Raw genomic sequence first — 18,904 nt, forward strand, 5'->3', positions numbered from 1 at the left:
TTTGGCACGCTGTTGAGTTCTCAAGGAACGGACGCTTCCTTCGGACCGCCTTCCAGCGGACCCTCCGGGCTTCGTTCTTTCGTGTTCCCAGCTTACCAGATGTTTTCCGCTCCGTTTACCGGGGCTTTTCGCATCTGAAATCTGGTGTTAACCGCCAAGTTGTGGCGACTCGACCAACCATAGCGGGTCGGTGACCGGAGTGCGAATCGAGGCGCGCCCGGTGTCACCCGGTCGGCGGCATGATTTGTTGCTCTCGCGAGCATATACAGCAATGGTCCCGATTCGCCAAGATGCCTGTAGAGTTCGGCACATCGGCCGAGAGGACTAGACCACTCGCGGGCTGGCGAGACGCCCGCCGACAGGCGGGCGGGGGCGGGGTTTTCGCCCGGGAATGTTGACAGATGTCCGAAGTTGACATGATTTAGGCTTCAGCTGATCGTCGCGCCGCTCCTCGCGGCCGCTCGCTGTACTGCGCCCTTGGGAGGCACCACCATGACCACTGTGACGTCGCCGCTGACCGGCAAGGTCGTCGGGCTCGCCGGCGTGCCGGACCCGGTGTTCTCGGGCGCGATGGTCGGCCCCGGTACCGCGATCGACCCGGTTCGTCGGCCCACCGAGGCGCTCTCTCCGGTGGACGGCGTCGTCGTCTCCATGCACCCGCACGCCTTCGTCGTCGTGGACGCAGAGGGCCACGGTGTGCTGACCCACCTCGGGATCGACACCGTCCAGCTCAACGGCGAGGGCTTCGAGCTGCTCGTCACCAAGGGCGACACGGTGACCCGCGGCCAGGCCGTCATCAAGTGGGACCCGTCCGCCGTCGAGGCCGCCGGCAAGTCGCCGATCTCGCCGATCGTCGCGCTGGAGGCCACCCCGGACTCGCTCGGCGACCTGCGGGAGGACGGCGAGGCCGTCTCCGGCGAGCCGCTGTTCAGCTGGAGCTGACCCTCTCGGCCACCGATACACACCCGCCCCGCAGGAAGTGACGGGGCGGCCCGGCACTCAGCGGTTCCCGGCGGGGCCGCTCCTCTCAGCGGAGACAGGTAGATGGAGAAGACACTGCGCGGCGTGGGTGTCAGCCACGGGGTCGCGATCGGCCAGGTGCGGCACATGGGGACGGCGGTTCTGGAACCCCCGGCCACCCAGATCCCGACCGAGGACGCCCCGCGGGAGCAGGCACGCGCCCAGGCCGCCGTGGAGGCAGTCGCCGCCGACCTGATCGCGCGCGGCAACCTGGCGGGCGGCGAGGCGCAGGCCGTCCTCGAGGCCCAGGCGCTGATGGCGCAGGACCCCGAGCTGATGGCCGACGTGTCCCGCCGGATCGCCGTCGGCAGCAGTGCCGAGCGCGGTGTGTACGACGCCTTCGCCGCCTACCGCGCGCTGCTCGCCTCCGCCGGGGAGTACCTGGCCGGGCGGGTCGCCGACCTGGACGACGTGCGGAACCGGATCGTGGCCCGGCTGCTCGGGGTGCCGATGCCGGGTGTGCCGGACAGCGACGAGCCGTACGTGCTGTTCGCGCGGGACCTGGCGCCGGCCGACACCGCGCTGCTGGACCCGACGCTGGTGCTCGGCTTCGTGACCGAGGAGGGCGGGCCGACCAGCCACAGCGCCATCCTGGCGCGGGCGATGGGCGTGCCGGCCGTCGTGGCGCTGCCCGGTGCGACCGACATCGCCGAGGGCACCGTCGTCGCGGTGGACGGCAGCTCGGGCGATGTGCTGCTGGAGCCGTCGCAGGAGAGGCAGGACGAGCTGCGGGCGATCGCCGCCGAGCGCAAGGCCGCGCTGGCCGCTTCCTCCGGTCCGGGGCAGACCTCGGACGGGCACCGCATCCCGCTGCTCGCCAACGTGGGTGGCCCGGCGGACGTGCCGGCCGCGCTGGAGAACGGCGCCGAGGGGGTCGGCCTGTTCCGTACCGAGTTCCTGTTCCTGGACGACTCGGCGAAGGCTCCCGGCGAGGAGAAGCAGGTCGAGGCGTACCGCAAGGTGCTGGAGGCCTTCCCCGAGGGCCGGGTCGTGGTCCGGGTGCTCGACGCGGGCGCGGACAAGCCGCTGGACTTCCTGACTCCGGCCGACGAGCCGAACCCGGCGCTCGGCGTACGCGGTCTCCGTACCCTGCTGGAGCACCCCGAGGTGCTGCGCACCCAGCTGCGGGCGCTGGCCACGGCAGCCGCGGGTCTGCCGGTGCACCTGGAGGTGATGGCGCCGATGGTGGCCGACCGCCAGGACGCCAAGGACTTCGCGACCGCGTGCCGTGAGGCCGGGCTGGACGCCAAGTTCGGTGCGATGGTGGAGATCCCCTCGGCCGCGCTGCGGGCCAGGTCGATCCTTCAGGAGGTCGAGTTCCTGTCCCTGGGGACCAACGACCTGGCGCAGTACACCTTCGCGGCCGACCGCCAGGTCGGTGCCCTGGCGCGGCTGCAGGACCCGTGGCAGCCGGCGCTGCTGGACCTGATCGCCGCGGCGGCCGACGCCGCGCGGGCGAGCGGCAAGAGCTGCGGCGTCTGCGGCGAGGCGGCCTCCGACCCGCTGCTGGCCGTGGTGCTGACCGGTCTGGGCGTCACCAGCCTCTCGATGGGCTCCGCGTCGATCCCGTACGTGCGGACGGCGCTGGCCAAGTACACGCTGGCGCAGTGTCGCCGGGCGGCCGAGGCGGCCCGGGCCGCGGACAGCGCCGAGGAGGCGCGGGTCGCGGCGCAGCAGGTGCTGTCCGGCGAGTAAGGGCCGAATAACAGCGCTGAAGGCGAGAACACGAGAAGGGGCGTCAGGACCAAGGGCGGTTTCTAGCGGTCGTCGCAACACGTGGTCGGTTGTCTAGGCCGCGATGAGTTTATGCAGACGCTCGGCTGGGGTTTCCCAGCCGAGCGTTTTGCGTGGGCGGCCGTTGAGCTCGGCGGCGGCCGCTGTGAGGTGCTCCGGGGTGTGGACGGACAGGTCGGTGCCCTTGGGGAAGTACTGCCGCAGCAGGCCGTTGGTGTTCTCGTTGGAGCCGCGCTGCCAGGGACTGGCCGGGTCGCAGAAGTAGACCGGGACGCCGGTGGCGACGGTGAAAGCACCGTGGGCGGCCATTTCAGCGCCCTGGTCCCAGGTAAGCGAGCGCACCAGGTGCGTGGGCAGGGTCCGCACGGTCTCCACGAGGGCGTCACGGACCTGTTCGGCGGTGCGGCCGTTGGGCAGGTGCAGGAGTATCGCGTAGCGGGTGGCGCGCTCGACCAGTGTGCCGATCGCGGAGGCGCCGTCCTTGCCGATGATCAGATCGCCCTCCCAGTGCCCGGGAACCGCCCGGTCCTCGACCTCGGCGGGACGTTCACTGATCATGATCATCGAGTCGATGAAACGCGGCCGGCGGACGGCGGCCTGGCGGTGCGGGACGCGGCGGGCGCGGCCGGTGCGCAGGGCGCCGGCCAGCTCGCGGCGGAGCTCGCCCCGGCCCTGGATGTAGAGGGCCTGGTAGACCGTTTCATGGGCCACGTGCATCTCCGGCCGTTCGGGGAAGGCGTCCCGTAGAGCCTGGCAGATCTGCTCCGGGCTCCACTTGCGGTCGAGGTGGGCCTGGATGAAGTCGCGCAGGTGGAGGTTCCGGGCGATCTTGGCCGGCTTGGGCCGGGGCCGACGCTGATCGGCGCGGGCCTGCGCGGCATGCGGCCGGTAACTCCCACTGTCCGGATGGCAGTTGCGCCGGATCTCCCGACTGACCGTGGACGGGCTGCGGCCCAGCTCGGCCGCGATCGCCCGGACGGTGGCCTTCTCCCGAAGCCGGTCGGCGATGTGGATCCGCTCGCCCTCGCGCAGGTACCGGGACGGACCGGACGGCTCTGCTACCGCGCGTAGCGGTAGCAGAGCCGTCCTTTGCGTCCCGGTGGGCTTGCGCCCCGTTTCGCCACTTCTGGCCGGTCCGAACGTCGATGCCGACGATCCGGCAGGCCTCCTTGTTGCCGTAGCCCTGCTGCATGAGCCGGAAGTATGCCGCCCGTTCCCGGGTCAGCTTCCGCGGGCCCTGAGGGGTCCGGTCCGCCCGGATCTCGAAGTCCAATGCATCCCCTGAGCTGGGGTGTTGCAACGACTCCTAGAACCCAAGTCGCGGTGGGGGCGCCCCTTTCGTGTGCGTCGGGGAGGTCAGGCCCGGCGGTCGATGCGGAGCCGCTCGAAGAAGCGCAGGTGCTCGATGTTGTCGACGGAGCCGGGGTTGACGGCCTGCTCCAGCGGGGTGCCGGAGAGGATGCGCTTGACCGGGACCTCGATCCGCTTGCCGGTGAGGGTGTGCGGGAGGCCGCGGACGGCGATGACCTCGTCGGGGACGTGGCGCGGGGAGAGTTCGGTGCGCAGCGAGGTGCGGATGCGGCCGATGAGGTCGTCGTTCAGTTCGGCGCCGGGGGCGAGGACGACGAACAGCGGCATCCAGTAGCCGCCGTCGGGTTCCTCCAGGCCGATGACCAGGGACTCGGCGATCTCGGGGAGGCGCTCGACCACCTCGTAGATGTCCGAAGAGCCCATCCGGACGCCCTGACGGTTGAGGGTGGAGTCGGAGCGGCCGTGGATGACGACGGTGCCCCGGGAGGTGACGGTGATCCAGTCGCCGTGGCGCCAGATGCCGGGGTACATGTCGAAGTAGCTGTCGTGGTACCGGGTGCCCTCGGGGTCGTTCCAGAAGCCGGTGGGCATGGACGGGATCGGCTTGGTGACGACGAGTTCGCCGACCGCGTCGGTGAGCGGCTTGCCCTGGACGTCCCAGGACTCGACGGCGGCGCCGAGGCAGGGGGCCTGGATCTCGCCGAGGTACACCGGGAGGGTGGGGACGCCGCCGACGAAGCAGGAGCAGACGTCGGTGCCGCCGCTGACGGAGGCGAGCCAGACGTCCTCCTTGACCTCGTCGTAGATCCAGCGGAAGCCGTCGGGGGGCAGCGGGGAGCCGGTGGTGCCGATGCAGCGCACGGCGGAGAGGTCAAGGTCGCGGCCGGGGTGGAGCTCGGCCTTGCGGCTGGCGATCACGTAGGCGGCGGAGGTTCCGAGGACTGTGGCGCCGGTGCGGGCGGCGACGGACCAGAGGGCGCCGGTGTCGGGGTGGCCGGGGCTGCCGTCGTAGGTGACGATCGTGGACCCGACGAGGAGGCCGGCCAGCAGGAAGTTCCACATCATCCAGCCGGTGGAGGTGTACCAGAGGAAGCGGTCCTGGGGGCCGAGGTCGAGGTGGAGGCCGGCCTGCTTGAGGTGTTCGAGCAGGATGCCGCCCTGGCTCTGGACGATGGCCTTGGGCAGCCCGGTGGTGCCGGAGGAGTAGAGGACCCAGAGCGGGTGGTCGAAGGGGACCGGCTCGAAGACTGGCTCGACGTCGTCGGAGACCAGGTCGTCCCAGGTCAGGGCACCCTCGGGGGCGGGGGCGCCGAGCAGCGGGATGTGGACGACGGTGCGCAGGCTGGGGAGCTCGCGGCGCAGCTCGGCGACGACCTCGGTGCGGTCGTGGTCCTTGCCGCCGTAGTGGTAGCCGTCGATGGCGAAGAGGACGGCGGGTTCGATCTGCTGGAGGCGGTCCAGGACGCTGCGGGCGCCGAAGTCGGGGGCGCAGCTGGTCCAGATCGCGCCGACGGCCGCGGTGGCGAGGAGGGCGACGGCGGCCTGCGGGATGTTGGGCAGGTAGGCGCTGACGCGGTCGCCGGGGCCGATGCCCTGGGCGCGCAGGGCGGCGGCGAGGGAGCCGACCTGGCGGCGGAGTTCGGACCAGGTGAGGGCGACGGGCTGCTCGGTGGTCTCGTCGAGGTGGAGGATCGCGGGGCGGTCGGCGTTGGCGCTCTTCTCACCGTCGGGGCCGGGCTCGGCGGCGCGCAGGGCGTGCTCGGCGTAGTTGAGGCGGGCGCCGGGGAACCAGCGGGCGCCCGGCATGGCCGGGTCGGCGAGGACGGCCTCGGGGGCCTGGGTGAAGCGGACGTCGAACCACTGGGTGACCGCGGTCCAGAACCGCTCGAGGTCCTCGGTGGACCAGGTGTGCAGGTCGGCGTAGCGCTGGGCGGCCTGCTGGTCGTCGGCGGCCGGGGCGAGCGCGGCGGCCGGGGCGCCGTGGTGTTCGGCGGCCCAGGCCTGGAAGGCCACCAGGCTGGTGGCGGCGGCGCGAGCGGGGTTGGGGCGCCAGAGCGGCTGGTCCTGGGATGGGGTGCTCACGGTGGTGGTCTCCCGGCCGGTGGTGGGGACGGGAGAGCTTGTGGCAGACCCGTCCGGTTGGGCTGTCGGTGCAGACCATGCCATGTGCGCGGCCGTCGCGCCAGGGTCGGCCGCCGAGCGGCGGGGAGGTCAGCGGGGGGCGAACTCGCCGCTGAACCAGCGGCTCAGGACCCCGTTGTGGAAGTCCCAGACGAGCGCGGTGTCGGCGGTGGCGAGCAGCCAGCCGTCGGTCTCGTCGGTGGGGCGCGAGGGCGGGAGCTCGGCGAGCGGGCGGGCGGGGAGCAGGCCGCAGAGCATCACGAAGCGGCCGTAGGGGTCGGAGGCGGTGTGGATCAGGGTGACCTCGGTGGGGTCGGCCGCGATGCCGGTCTCCTCCTGCAGTTCGCGGACGCAGGCCTGCTGCCAGCTCTCGCCGTAGTCCATGTAGCCGCCGGGGAAGGCGAGTTCGCCGTAGCCGGGTTCGATGGTGCGGCGGATGACGACCAGGGCGGGGTCGGCGTGGGGCCGGCTGACGGGGAGGACGGTGACCGCGACGGGCAGCGGGTTGCGGTAGCTGATCTCGGTGCAGCCCGGGCAGGTGCGGGGCCAGGCCCGGGTGCCGGCCGGGTACGGCGTACCGCAGAAGTGGCAGTGGGAGAACGGCCGGTGGACGGCCTGGGTCGCTTCGTCAGTCGTCATGGCCGGATGGTAGCCCCGGTAGCGTGACCGGGTCCCCGGGTCTTCGGTGATCAGACCGGCGGGCCAGCAGGTGATCAGGCGAGCGGGTGATCAGTGCGGCCCGGCGTCGCCGGGCGGGTCCTCGCGGGTGGGACGGAGCAGGGCGGGGTGCAGCAGGCCTGCGCCGCCGGCGTGGTAGGTGCGGGCGCGGGGGCCGCCGCGGGCGCCGCCGCGCTCGGTGGTGGTGCCGGTGCTCTCGACGAAGCCGGGGACGGAGAGGACCTTGCGGTGGAAGTTGCCGGGGTGGAGCTTCTCGTCCCAGACCGCCTCGTAGACGGCGCGCAGGTCCGGGATGGTGAAGTCGTGGGGCAGGAAGGCGGTGGCCAGCGGGCTGTACTCGAGCTTGGCACGCACCCGGTCGAGCCCGTCGGCGAGGATCCGGGCGTGGTCGAAGGCCAGCGTGAGCGCAGTGGGGCCGGTGCGCCCGTCGACGCCACCCCCGTGGGTGTCGGCGGGCGCACCGGCGGCTCGGGACCGGCCGCTGGGCCGGAGGTCCAGGTCGCGGACGGGGTGCCAGGCGGCGGCCGCGGCGTCCGTCCCGGCCTGGGGGTCGGGGAGGTCCGGTGCGAAGGCGAGGTAGGCGACGGAGACGACGTGCATCCGCGGATCACGGTCGGGGGCGCCGTAGGTGCCGAGCTGCTCGAGGTGGAAGCGGCAGAGCTTGGCCTCGGCGTCGGCGGCGCCCTGCAGGCCCGTCTCCTCGGCGAGTTCGCGGGCGGCGGCCTCGTCCAGGCTCTCCTCACCGGCCCGCAGGAAGCCGCCGGGCAGCGCCCAGCAGCCCTGGTAGGGCGGGGCGCCGCGCTCGACGAGCAGGACGTGCAGGCTGCCGTGGCGCAGGGTCAGGGCCACCACGTCGACCGTGACGGCGATCGGGGCGTAGGCGCGCGGGTCGTACGCGGCGAGCCACTCCTGCTCGGCCTCGGGCCCGGTGCCGGGCCGGTCGTCCGCCGCCATCGCCGGTTCCTCTCCGTGCTCGCGGTGCTCGCTCTTGTCTTCAGTGTTGTCAGGTGCTGCTGCTCAGGTGCTGTCGTTCTCGGGCTGAGCACAACGTAGCGATCCGGGTTCCCCGGCGGCAAATGCTTTCCCGGTCGGCCGGGGCGCCGGCCTTCTAGGCTGTGACCAGCAACGACCGCGTCAGAGGAGGCCGACATGCCCACTGCTCCCCCGCCGGACTTCGCCACGGCGCTGGCCGCCGGTCCGCTGGTGCTGGACGGTGGGATGTCGAACCAGTTGGCGGCGGCGGGGCACGACCTGTCGGACGAGCTCTGGTCGGCGCGGCTGCTGGCGGACGACCCGGGGGCGGTGGTGGCGGCGCACCGGGCGTACTTCGAGGCCGGCGCGGACGTCGCCATCACGGCGAGCTACCAGGCGAGCTTCGAGGGCTTCGCCCGTCGCGGCGTCGGCCGGGCACAGGCCGCGCGGCTGCTGGCGAGCAGCGTGGAGCTGGCCCGGGAGGCGGCGCGGGCCGAGCCCGGCAGGCGGCGGCGCTGGGTGGCGGCGTCGGTGGGCCCGTACGGGGCGGTGCTGGCGGACGGTTCGGAGTACCGGGGCCGGTACGGGCTGGGCGTCGCGGAGTTGGTGGCCTTCCACCGGCCGCGGCTGGAGGTGCTGGCGGCGGCCCGGCCGGACGTGCTGGCGTTGGAGACGGTGCCGGACGCGGACGAGGCCCGGGCGCTGCTGGAGCTGGTGCGCGGGCTGGGGGTGCCGGCCTGGCTGTCGTACAGCGTCGAGGGGGACCGGACCCGGGCCGGGCAGCCGCTCGCGGAGGCGTTCGCGCTCGCGGCGGAGGTGGACGAGGTGCTGGCGGTGGGCGTCAACTGCTGTACGCCACAGGACGCGGACCGGGCGGTGGCGCTGGCCGCCGAGGTGACCGGGAAGCCGGTGGTGGTCTACCCGAACAGTGGGGAGGAGTGGGACGCCGGGCGCCGTGGCTGGCACGGGGAGGCGACCTTCCGCTCGGCCCGGGTGGGCGGCTGGCTCGCGGACGGGGCCCGGCTGGTGGGCGGCTGCTGCCGGGTCGGGCCGGACGGGATCGCGGCGCTCGCGGCGGAGGTGGCGGTGCGCCGGGGTCCGTCGAACGACATGGAAGGCTGAGACCCGGCCGGAGTGAGGCCGGAGAATCGCGGGAGCCCGAGCACCGCAGGGGCCCGCGATTCCGGCCCCTGGCACCCGGCCGGGGACCGGTTACCGAGGGGGAAGGTGCACGGAGCCAGTACGGCCTGGCAGACTCGTCCCGTCACCACTGCGGTCGACATTGTCGACCGCCTGTCAGCGCGGAGGTATCCATGCCCGGCCCGATCCAGTCGCTTTCCCGGGCCGCCGCGATCATGCGCCTGCTGGCCGGCGGCGAGCGCCGCCTCGGCCTGTCCGAGGTCTCGACGGCGCTGGGCCTCGCCAAGGGCACCGCGCACGGCATCCTGCGCACGCTGCAGCAGGAGGGGTTCGTCGAGCAGGACCCGGAGAGCGGCAAGTACCAGCTGGGCGCGGAGCTGCTGCGGCTGGGGCAGAGCTATCTGGACGTGCACGAGCTGCGGGCGCGGGCCCTGGTGTGGGCGGACGACCTGGCCCGGGCGGCCGGGGAAACGGTCTACCTGGGGGTGCTGCACCAGCAGGGCGTGCTGATCGTGCACCACGTGTTCCGGCCGGACGACACCCGCCAGGTGCTGGAGGTCGGCTCGATGCAGCCGCTGCACAGCACCGCGCTCGGCAAGATGCTGCTGGCCTACGACCCGGTCGCACGTGGGGAGTTGGGCGACGGTCCGTACGAGTCGTACACCATGCGCACGCTCACCGAGGCCGCCGACGTGGACGCCGAGTGCGCGCTGATCCGCGAGCGCGGCTGGGCCGACGCGGTCGAGGAGACCTGGGAGGGCGTGGCCTCGATCGGCGCGCTGATCCAGGACCGGCGGCGCAACCCGGTGGGCGCGGTGTGCATCAGCGGGCCGGTGGAGCGGGTCTGCGAGGACGGCTTCGTGAGGCCCTCGCTGGTGGCCTCGGTACGCAGCGCGGCGCGCGCGATCTCGCGCGATCTGGGTGCCGGGCGGTTCTGAGAAAAGCGTTCACATCGTCACGCTGAGGCGCGGACGGGCGGTAGGCCTGTCCGCGCCTTGGCCGTTTTGTCCTGTTTCGGGGCGCTCCGCTCGGTAACTTCGGGGAGCGGGCCGAGGTAAGGGTCACAGCTGCGTAACCCCGCCTTGACGTGGGGGCGACCTGGGGAGGAAGCTTCCGCATGACGGTCGACATTGTCGAACGATGGCCGGGGAGATCACTCCCCCAGTGCGCTCACCCACACAGCGATCGACCGGCCGCCCACCCCCACCCACACCTCCGGGCCATATGGACAAGGGAGTCTTTGTGTCCGCGTTCTCCAACGGCGACGTATTCGTCGGCGAAACCCTCGGCACCGCCGCCCTGATACTCCTCGGCGGTGGCGTTTGCGCCGCCGTGACCCTCAAGAAGTCGAAGGCCGTCAACGCCGGCTGGCTGGCGATCACCTTCGGCTGGGGATTCGCGGTCCTCATCGCCGCCTACATGTCGGCTCCGAAGTCCGGCGCGCACCTCAATCCGGCCGTCACCATCGCGCTCGCGGTGAAGAGCGGCGAATGGAGCCAGGTGCCGCTCTACCTCGGCTCGCAGCTGCTCGGCGCGATCATCGGCGCCGTGCTGGTCTGGGCGACCTACCTCGGACAGTTCAACGCCAACGAGGAGCCCACCCTCGGCATCTTCTCGACCGGGCCCGAGATCCGGAACCCGATCCAGAACGTGCTCACCGAGGTCATCGGCACCTTCGTGCTCTGCTTCGCGATCCTCACCATCGGCACCAACTCCGGCCTCTCCCAGTCCGGCACCGGCACCCTGATGGTCGCCTTCACCGTCGTCGGCATCGGCCTCTCGCTGGGCGGCCCGACCGGCTACGCGATCAACCCGGCCCGTGACCTCGGCCCGCGCATCGCCCACGCCCTGCTGCCGATCCCCAAGAAGGGCGGCTCGGACTGGTCGTACGCCTGGGTCCCGGTCGTCGGACCGATCATCGGCGGCCTCGCGGCCGGCGGCCTGTACAACGCCCTCTTCTAAAGACCCCTCTTCACAAGAGCGGTGTCGACCCCGCCGAACACGGGGACTGACCGAGAAGCGCGTCAGGCCCACCCACCCCGTACCCCGAACCCGAGCCGAGGACCCTCCCATGACCTCCACCGGTAACTACATCGCCGCGATCGACCAGGGCACCACCTCCAGCCGCTGCATCATCTTCGGCGCCGACGGCCGAATCGTCTCCGTCGACCAGCAGGAGCACCGGCAGATCTTCCCCCAGCCCGGCTACGTCGAGCACGACGCCAGCGAGATCTGGACCCGGGTGCAGTCGGTCGTCCGCGGTGCCCTGGAGAAGGCCGGACTGACCAAGGACGACATCCGCGCCATCGGCATCACCAACCAGCGCGAGACCACCGTCCTGTGGGACAAGAACACCGGTGAGCCGGTGCACAACGCGCTGGTGTGGCAGGACACCCGCACCGAGGGGCTCTGCCGCGAGCTGGGCCGCAACGTCGGCCAGGACCGCTTCCGCCGCGAGACCGGCCTCCCGCTGGCCAGCTACTTCGCCGGCCCGAAGATCCGCTGGCTGCTGGACAACGTCGAGGGCCTGCGCGAGCGCGCCGAGGCCGGCGACATCCTGTTCGGCACCATGGACACCTGGGTGATCTGGAACCTCACCGGCGGTGTCGACGGCGGCAAGCACGTCACCGACGTGACCAACGCCAGCCGCACCATGCTGATGAACCTGAAGACGCTCGCCTGGGACGAGAGCATCGCCGAGTCGATGGGCGTGCCGATGGCCGTCCTCCCGGAGATCCGCTCCTCCGCCGAGGTATACGGCGAGGCCGTCGGCGACCTGGCCGGCGTCCCGGTCGCCTCCGCGCTCGGCGACCAGCAGGCCGCTCTGTTCGGCCAGACCTGCTTCAACGAGGGCGAGGCCAAGTCCACCTACGGCACCGGTACCTTCCTGCTGCTCAACACCGGCGAGAAGATCGTCAACTCGTACCACGGCCTGCTGACCACCGTCGGCTACCGGATCGGCGACCAGGCCCCGGTGTACGCCCTGGAAGGCTCGATCGCCGTCACCGGCTCGCTCGTCCAGTGGCTGCGCGACCAGCTCGGCATCATCTCCACCGCCGCCGAGATCGAGACCCTCGCCAACACGGTCGAGGACAACGGCGGCGCCTACTTCGTCCCGGCCTTCTCCGGCCTGTTCGCCCCGTACTGGCGCTCCGACGCCCGCGGTGTGATCGCCGGCCTCACCCGGTACGTCACCAAGGGCCACCTGGCCCGGGCCGTCCTGGAGGCCACCGCCTGGCAGACCCGCGAGGTCGTCGACGCCATGCAGAAGGACTCCGGGGTCGAGCTCACCGCCCTCAAGGTCGACGGCGGCATGACCAGCAACAACCTGCTCATGCAGAACATCGCCGACGTCCTGGACGCCCCGGTCGAGCGCCCGTACGTGGCCGAGACCACCGCCCTCGGTGCCGCCTACGCGGCCGGTCTCGCCGTCGGCTTCTGGAACGACCTCGACACCCTGCGGGCCAACTGGCACCGCGCCGCCGAGTGGACCCCGCGCATGGACGAGGCCACCCGGGAGCGTGAGTACAAGAAGTGGCTCAAGGCCGTGGAGCGCACCATGGGCTGGGTGGAGGAGGAAGAGAACAACTGACCGACCAGCCGGTCGGGGCCCAGTGCCCCGGCCGGCCGCCCGCTGTTCCGGCAACGGGCGTCACCGTGTTTCACCGGCCCGCCGCACCGGGCCGACCGGCCTCTCCCGCAGAGGCCGCACCGCACACGAGAGGAGTAACGGCGCCGCCCGACCCGCGCGCCGTACACAACCACCATGGCAACCATCCCGACCCTGGGCGCCGAGCGCACCGCCGGCCGCACCGCCTCCCGCGCCGAGACCCGCGAACTGCTCGGCAAGGCCACCTACGACCTGCTGGTGATCGGGGGCGGCATCCTCGGCACGGCCGTCGCCTGGACCGCGTCCCAGGCCGGCCTGAAGGTCGCCATGGTCGATGCCGGCGACTTCGCCGGTGCCACCTCCAGCGCCTCCTCCAAGCTCGTCCACGGCGGTCTGCGCTACCTGCAGACCGGCGCGGTCAAGCTGGTCGCGGAGAACCACAAGGAACGCCGCGCGCTCTCCACCGACGTCGCCCCGCACCTGGTCAACCCGCTGACCTTCTTCGTGCCGGTCTACAAGGGCGGCCCGCACGGCGCCGCCAAGCTCGGCGCCGGCGTCTTCCTCTACTCGGCGCTGTCCGCCTTCCGCGACGGCATGGGCCGGGTCTCCACCGCCGCGCACGCCGCCCAGCAGGTGCCCGCGCTGCGCACCGAGGGCCTGCGCTCGGTGGCCGTCTACGGCGACCACCAGATGAACGACTCGCGCGTCGCCGTGATGACCGTGCGCGCCGCGGTCGACGCCGGCGCCGTGGTGCTCAACCACGCCGAGGTCACCGGGCTGCGCTTCACCGGCCGCCGGGTCACCGGTGCCGAGCTCCGCGACCGCCTGGACGGCAGCGAGTTCGGCATCAACGCCCGCCTGGTGCTCAACGCCACCGGCCCGTGGGTCGACCACCTGCGCACGATGGAGGACGCCGGCGCCGCGCCGTCGATCCGCCTCTCCAAGGGCGCCCACGTCGTGGTCAAGCGCCGCTCGCCGTGGCGCGCCGCGCTGACCATCCCGATCGACAAGTACCGCGTCTCCTTCGCCATCCCGTGGGAGGACCACGTCCTCCTCGGCACCACCGACGAGGAGTACACCGGCGACCCCAAGGACGTCCGGGCCACCGACGCGGACATCGACCAGATCATGGGCGAGGCCGCGCACGCGATCCGCGACGAGCACCTCGACCGCGACCTGGTCACCTACTCCTTCGCCGGCCTGCGCGTGCTGCCCGGCGGCCCCGGCGACACCGCCGCCGCCAAGCGCGAGACCGTCGTCACCGAGGGCCGCGGCGGCATGCTGTCGGTCTCCGGCGGCAAGTGGACCACCTACCGGCACATCGGCCGCGCCGTGCTGGAGAAGCTGGCCCACGTGCCCGGCACCAGCCTCGGCGAGGACATGTCCCCGATCGCCCCGACCGTCCCGCTGCCGGGCGTCGGCGCGCCGAACGCGGTGGCGCACCGCCTGCTGATCGACCGTGAGCCGGGCTCGCGGATGGAGCCGCTGGTCGCCAAGCACCTGGCCAGCCACTACGGCACGCTCTCCTTCGAGATCGCCCGCATGATCGACGAGAACCCGGAGCTCGGCCGGCCGATCCACGAGGACGGGCCGGACGTCTGGGCGCAGGTCGCGTACGCCGCGGACAACGAGTGGGCGTACACGGCGGACGACGTGCTGCGCCGCCGCACCACGATGACGGTGCGCGGGCTGGACACGCCGGAGATCCAGGCCGAGGTCGAGGCCTTCCTCGCGAAGCGTGGGACCAAGTAAGCACAGCCTCGCGAAGCGTGGGACCAAGTAAGCACAGCCTCGCGAAGCGTGGGACCAAGTAAGCACAGCCTCGCGAAGCGGGTCGGCAAGTAACAACAGCTTTACGGCGGGCGGGCGTTCGGGGTTTCCCGGGCGCCCGCCCTTCGCTTTGTCAGATCAGGGTGTTCACACGACCGCGCCGGCCTTGACCACGTGCTTGAGGTGCCGCTCCGGGCGGGTGAGGACGGTGAGGTCGGCCAGCGGGTCGCCGTCGACGACGAGCAGGTCGGCGTGGGCGCCCGGGGCGAGGGTGCCGATCTCCCCCGCCATGCCGAGCAGTCGGGCCGCCGTGGTGGTCGCCGAGCGGAGCACGTCCGCGACCGGCTGGACCTGGGCGCGCAGGGTGAACTCCTCCAGCTGGGCCGGGTGCAGCGGGCCGAGCAGGTCGCTGCCGTAGACGAGGTTGACGCCCGCCCGGTGGGCCCGCTCCAGGGCGTCGAGGCCCCGGTCACGGACCTCGGCGAGCTTGCCGACGGAGGCGGGCGGCAGGCCGGAGGCGGCGCCGAGCTTGGCGGTCTGCTCGTAGGCGACCAGGGTCGGGACCAGGAAGGCGTCCTTCTCCAGCAGCAGGGCGATCGTGCCGTCGTCCAGCAGGTTGCCGTGTTCGACGCAGCGCACCCCGGCCCGCAGGGCGCGGTCGATCGCCCGCGGGTGGTAGGCGTGCACGGTGACGTAGCGGTTGTGGTTCTCCGCCTCCTCGACCGCCGCGCGGATCTCCTCCTCGCTGTACTGGACGGCGGCGATCTCGTCGTGCGGGGAGGCGACGCCACCGGAGAGCAGCACCTTGAGGTGGCGCGCGCCCTTGCGGAACTCGTCCCGTGCGGCGGCCCGTACCGCGTCCACGCCGTCGGCGATCCGGCCGAAGTTCGGCCGGGATTCGCAGCAGGGCAGGGCGTCGTCGCCGAGCGGGCGCAGGTCGCCGTGGCCGCCGGTCTGGGACAGCGCCTTGCCGCCGTGCAGCAGTCGGGGGCCGGGCACCAGGCCCTCGGCCAGGGCGCGGGCCATGCCGTGGTCGGCGCCGCCGACGTCGCGGACGGTGGTGAAGCCGCGGCGCAGCATGCGTCCGGCCTCGGCAAGGGCGCGGACGGTCGCGTAACCGGGGGTCCAGTCGGCGACGTCGTGCAGGTCGAGCGTGGTGACCAGCAGGTGGACGTGGGCGTCGATCAGGCCGGGCAGGACGGTGCCGCCGGCGGCGTCGACCACCCGGACGCCGTCGCTCGCGGCGGGCGGGCGGCCGGTGCCGGTGGCGGCGATCCGGCCGTCGGCGGTCTCCAGCCAGCCGCGGTCGGTGCGGGTGCCGTGCTCGGGGTGGAGCAGGTGGGCGTTGGTGATCAGCAGTCGGCTCATGGTGGTGGTCCCCCTCGGGTTCGGTGCGGCTGGCACCCGCGGTTCGGTACGGCTCGCACCGGCAGTTCAGTACGGCCCGTATTGAATACGACTCGTACTGAATACACCATGTATCGTTCCCCTGTGAACCCACCCCCGGCCGATGCCGCCGCTGCCCGACCGCCTCGCCGTCGTGTCCACACCCGGGCCCGGCTACTGGCCGCGGCGGGCGAACTGTTCCTCACCGTCGGCTTCGCACGGACGAGCATCGAGGACGTCTGTGCCGCCGCCGGCTACACCCGCGGCGCCTTCTACTCGAACTTCGGCAGCAAGGAGGACCTGCTGCTGGCGCTCTTCGACGACCAGGCGGCGCAGCGGATGGCCGAGCTGGAGCAGCTCGCCGCCGCCTGCGAGGCGCTGGCACCGCGGGATCGGGCCCGGCTGCTGGTCGAGGCGCTGCTGCGGGTCGAGCCCGCGGAGACCGGGTGGATCCTGCTGTTCCTGGAGTTCCGGCTGGTCGCCGCCCGGACGCAGGCGCTGGCCGAGCAGGTCGCCGCGCACGACCGGACGGTCGCGCGGGCACTGGCCGACGTCCTGGAGCGGGCGCTGCCGGAACTGGTACCCGAGGGCGCGAGCGCCGGGCAGGCCGCTACGGTGATCCTCGCCGCGCGCGAGGGGCTGCTGGCCCGTACGGCGGCGGGCGGCGCGGTCGCGGAGCAGCTGCTGGAGGCGACGGCGGCGGTGCTGTCGGGGCTGCTGGGGCAATCAGGCTGAGCCGAGGGCTCGCGTCCCACGTGGATCCTCGATGGGCCGGTAGCCCGCCTGGGCCCTTCCTGCGACGGACGGTGCCGACCGTGCACCTGCTGGCACGTTCCTGACGTTCTGTCGATCCGAATCGACGTGACCGGGGCCGTGCGGCGAGAATCGCTCTCCTCGGCATCCCACTGTCCGAGAGTGGCGCACCGTTCAGGCCCTGCTGCCACGAACGGCCCGTTGCGGTCGGCCCGTTGCGGCTGACTGGTGCCGCAGCGCGACCCCACGCGGTGTCGACCGGCTCAGCGCCGTCCGGGCGCCGTCCCGGTCCGGGATCGGGTACTCGGCAGCTGACGGGTCCGGCCCCACCGCTCACGCGCTGGGGCCGGGACCTGAAGGCTTTTCACCGAACTTCTAGATGATCAGGCTCAGCGGCAGGATCAGGGCGATCGCGACGACCGAGATCACCGTCTCCATCACCGACCAGGACTTCAGCGTCTGCCCGACGCTCATCCCGAAGTACTCCTTCACCAGCCAGAACCCGGCGTCGTTGACGTGCGAGAAGAACAGCGAGCCGGCGCCGATCGCGAGCACCAGCAGGGCCGCGTGGGTCGAGGACATGTTCGCGGCGAGCGGGGAGACGATGCCCGCCGCCGTGATCGTGGCGACCGTCGCCGAGCCGGTGGCCAGCCGGATCAGCACGGCGATCAGCCAGCCCAGCAGCAGCGCCGAGATGTGCCACTTGCCGGACCACTCGCTCACCGCGTTGCCGACGCCCACGTCGATCAGGGTCTGCTTGAAGCCGCCGCCCGCGCCGACGATGAAGACGATGCCCGCGATCGGGCCGAGCGACTTGCCGACGGTGTCGGAGATCCGGGCCTTGTCGAAGCCCGCCGCCCTGCCGAGGGTCAGCATGCCGAGCAGGGTCGCGGCGAGCAGGGCGACCAGCGGGGAGCCGACGAAGTCGAACACCCGCTGGCCGATCGCCTTCGGGTCGTCGATCACCACGTCGGCCAGCGCCTTGCCGAGCATCAGCACGACCGGCAGCAGGATCGTCGCCAGCACCGCGCCGAAGGACGGGGTGCGCTCGCGCTCGGCCGACTCCGCGGGGGCGGTGGCCGCCGGCAGCTCCAGCGGACCGACCCAGCGCTCGGCGACCCGCGCGAACAGCGGACCGGCGATGATCAGGGTCGGGACGGCGATCAGCAGGCCGAGCGCCAGGGTGATGCCGAGGTCGGCCTTCAGCGCGTCGACGGCGACCAGCGGGCCCGGGTGCGGGGGCACCAGACCGTGCAGCACCGACAGGCCGGCCAGGGCCGGGATGCCGACCCGCATCAGTGGAACGTTGCCCCGGCGGGCGACCAGCAGCACGATCGGGATCAGCAGGACGACGCCGACCTCGAAGAACAGCGGCAGGCCGAGCACGGCGGCGATCAGCGCCATCGCCCAGGGCAGCGCCTTGTTGCCCGTACGGGAGAGCACGGTGTCCGCGATGATGTTCGCGCCGCCGGAGTCGGCGAGGAGCTTGCCGAGCATCGCGCCGAGGCCGATCAGCAGGCCGACACTGGCCACGGTGGAGCCGAAACCCGTCGAGAAGCTGCTGAGCAGCTTGTCGAAGGGAGCGCCCGCGACGGCGGCCAGCAGGCCGGAGCCGAGCGTGAGGGCGAGGAACGGGTGCAGCTTCAGCTTGGTGATGAGTACGACGATCGCACCTATGCTGAGCAGCACCGCGATCAGCAGCTGGGAGTCGCTGCCGGTGTGCGGCAGGGCCGGTGGGGCGGCAGAGAGGAGAGTGGCGGACAAGCTCATGCGCCCGCCTCGCTTCGCTCGGTCGGGGCATTCGCCCTTACGCGCCTTCTGACGGCTCGCTCGCTTCGCTCGCTCACGTGAGGTCTCCATTGACGGGCCGCAGCAGTGCCGCGGCCATCTCGACGAGTTCTTCGGGGGACGGGCCCACGTCCAGGACGGCGCCGTGCTCGTCCGCCTCCAGGGGTTCCAGGGCGGCGTACTGCGAGTCGAGCAGCGACGACGGCATGAAGTGGCCGGTGCGGTGGCTGAGCCGGTCCTCGACCAGCTCGTGGCCACCGCTGAGGTGCAGGAAGAAGGCGCCCGGGCAGGCCGCGCGCAAGGCGTCGCGGTAGCGGTGCTTCAGCGCCGAGCAGGTGACCACACCGCCGGTGCCGTCCTCGGTCCGCTCCTTGAGCCACGCGCCGATGGCGCGCAGCCAGGGGGCGCGGTCCTCGTCGTCCAGCGGGACGCCGGCCGACATCTTGGCGATGTTGGCCGCCGGATGGAAGTCGTCCGCCTCGGCGAAGGGGAGGTCGAGACGGTACGCCAGCAGGCGGGCCAGAGTGGTCTTGCCGACTCCCGAGACGCCCATCACCACGATGGTGAGGGGGGCCTGCGGGAGGTCGTGGTTCTCGACGCTGAGAGCCATGGGTGGTGCTC

15 protein-coding genes are annotated in these 18,904 nt (G+C 72.3%); 8 read left to right on the forward strand and 7 right to left on the reverse strand.

Translation table 11 applies throughout. The features are described 5' to 3' along the window. Positions 1–492 precede the first annotated feature (492 nt). Together ACIBEC_RS39985 and ptsP are read left to right on the forward strand one after the other, a co-directional pair. Positions 493–942, forward strand: coding sequence for a PTS glucose transporter subunit IIA (locus ACIBEC_RS39985; protein ID WP_360504874.1), 450 nt, complete (start codon positions 493–495; stop codon positions 940–942). A 102-nt stretch (positions 943–1,044) separates the two neighbouring features. Continuing rightward, positions 1,045–2,715 (forward strand): phosphoenolpyruvate--protein phosphotransferase, encoded by a 1,671-nt coding sequence (ptsP, locus tag ACIBEC_RS39990; protein ID WP_360504876.1) that lies wholly within the window; start codon positions 1,045–1,047, stop codon positions 2,713–2,715. Positions 2,716–2,808: 93 nt separating this feature from the next. Here the strand turns inward: ptsP and ACIBEC_RS39995 are convergent, their stop codons facing one another. The 4 genes from ACIBEC_RS39995 to ACIBEC_RS40010 all read right to left on the reverse strand — a co-directional run bounded on the left by ACIBEC_RS39995 (position 2,809) and on the right by ACIBEC_RS40010 (position 7,818). Further along, positions 2,809–3,834, reverse strand: a complete 1,026-nt coding sequence (locus ACIBEC_RS39995) for an IS30 family transposase (protein ID WP_396290177.1) — start codon at positions 3,832–3,834, stop codon at positions 2,809–2,811. A gap of 276 nt (positions 3,835–4,110) precedes the next feature. Then, entirely contained in the window at positions 4,111–6,231 is a 2,121-nt protein-coding gene (locus tag ACIBEC_RS40000; protein WP_396290155.1) for an acetoacetate--CoA ligase, read from the reverse strand. Positions 6,232–6,276: 45 nt separating this feature from the next. Further along, the gene (locus ACIBEC_RS40005; RefSeq protein ID WP_360504880.1) at positions 6,277–6,825 is read right to left on the reverse strand and encodes an NUDIX domain-containing protein; all 549 of its coding nucleotides are present in this window, start codon (positions 6,823–6,825) and stop codon (positions 6,277–6,279) included. Positions 6,826–6,915: 90 nt separating this feature from the next. Next, on the reverse strand, positions 6,916–7,818 hold the full coding sequence (locus ACIBEC_RS40010) for an NUDIX domain-containing protein (RefSeq protein WP_360504882.1): 903 nt from the start codon (positions 7,816–7,818) through the stop codon (positions 6,916–6,918). A gap of 195 nt (positions 7,819–8,013) precedes the next feature. On the opposite strand from ACIBEC_RS40010, the gene mmuM reads away from it, so the two are divergent. The 5 genes from mmuM to ACIBEC_RS40035 all read left to right on the forward strand — a co-directional run bounded on the left by mmuM (position 8,014) and on the right by ACIBEC_RS40035 (position 14,338). Beyond that, on the forward strand, positions 8,014–8,958 hold the full coding sequence (gene mmuM / locus ACIBEC_RS40015) for a homocysteine S-methyltransferase (protein ID WP_360504884.1): 945 nt from the start codon (positions 8,014–8,016) through the stop codon (positions 8,956–8,958). Between the two features lie 191 nt (positions 8,959–9,149). Further along, a complete protein-coding gene (locus ACIBEC_RS40020) occupies positions 9,150–9,914 on the forward strand; it encodes an IclR family transcriptional regulator (protein WP_360504886.1) in 765 nt (254 codons plus the stop codon). A 286-nt stretch (positions 9,915–10,200) separates the two neighbouring features. Continuing rightward, positions 10,201–10,938 carry an MIP/aquaporin family protein gene (locus tag ACIBEC_RS40025; RefSeq protein ID WP_396290157.1) on the forward strand — a complete coding sequence of 246 codons (738 nt, stop codon included), beginning with the start codon at positions 10,201–10,203 and terminating at the stop codon, positions 10,936–10,938. Positions 10,939–11,047: 109 nt separating this feature from the next. Continuing rightward, positions 11,048–12,568, forward strand: coding sequence for a glycerol kinase GlpK (gene glpK, locus ACIBEC_RS40030; protein WP_360504890.1), 1,521 nt, complete (start codon positions 11,048–11,050; stop codon positions 12,566–12,568). Positions 12,569–12,742: 174 nt separating this feature from the next. After that, the gene (locus ACIBEC_RS40035; protein ID WP_360504892.1) at positions 12,743–14,338 is read left to right on the forward strand and encodes a glycerol-3-phosphate dehydrogenase/oxidase; all 1,596 of its coding nucleotides are present in this window, start codon (positions 12,743–12,745) and stop codon (positions 14,336–14,338) included. Between the two features lie 165 nt (positions 14,339–14,503). Here ACIBEC_RS40035 and ACIBEC_RS40040 read toward each other — a convergent pair whose 3' ends face one another. Continuing rightward, the gene (locus tag ACIBEC_RS40040; RefSeq protein ID WP_360504894.1) at positions 14,504–15,724 is read right to left on the reverse strand and encodes an amidohydrolase family protein; all 1,221 of its coding nucleotides are present in this window, start codon (positions 15,722–15,724) and stop codon (positions 14,504–14,506) included. 123 nt (positions 15,725–15,847) lie between these two features. Here ACIBEC_RS40040 and ACIBEC_RS40045 point away from each other — a divergent pair, with 123 nt between their 5' ends. Next, a complete protein-coding gene (locus ACIBEC_RS40045) occupies positions 15,848–16,477 on the forward strand; it encodes a TetR/AcrR family transcriptional regulator (RefSeq protein ID WP_360504896.1) in 630 nt (209 codons plus the stop codon). 393 nt (positions 16,478–16,870) lie between these two features. On the opposite strand, the gene ACIBEC_RS40050 is transcribed toward ACIBEC_RS40045, so the two are convergent. Next, positions 16,871–18,265 carry a gluconate:H+ symporter gene (locus ACIBEC_RS40050; RefSeq protein ID WP_360504898.1) on the reverse strand — a complete coding sequence of 465 codons (1,395 nt, stop codon included), beginning with the start codon at positions 18,263–18,265 and terminating at the stop codon, positions 16,871–16,873. Positions 18,266–18,338: 73 nt separating this feature from the next. Next, positions 18,339–18,893 (reverse strand): gluconokinase, encoded by a 555-nt coding sequence (locus tag ACIBEC_RS40055; protein WP_360504900.1) that lies wholly within the window; start codon positions 18,891–18,893, stop codon positions 18,339–18,341. Positions 18,894–18,904: the final 11 nt, after the last annotated feature.

The organism is Kitasatospora sp. NPDC051164 (genome assembly GCF_044455625.1).
Taxonomy (GTDB): domain Bacteria; phylum Actinomycetota; class Actinomycetes; order Streptomycetales; family Streptomycetaceae; genus Kitasatospora.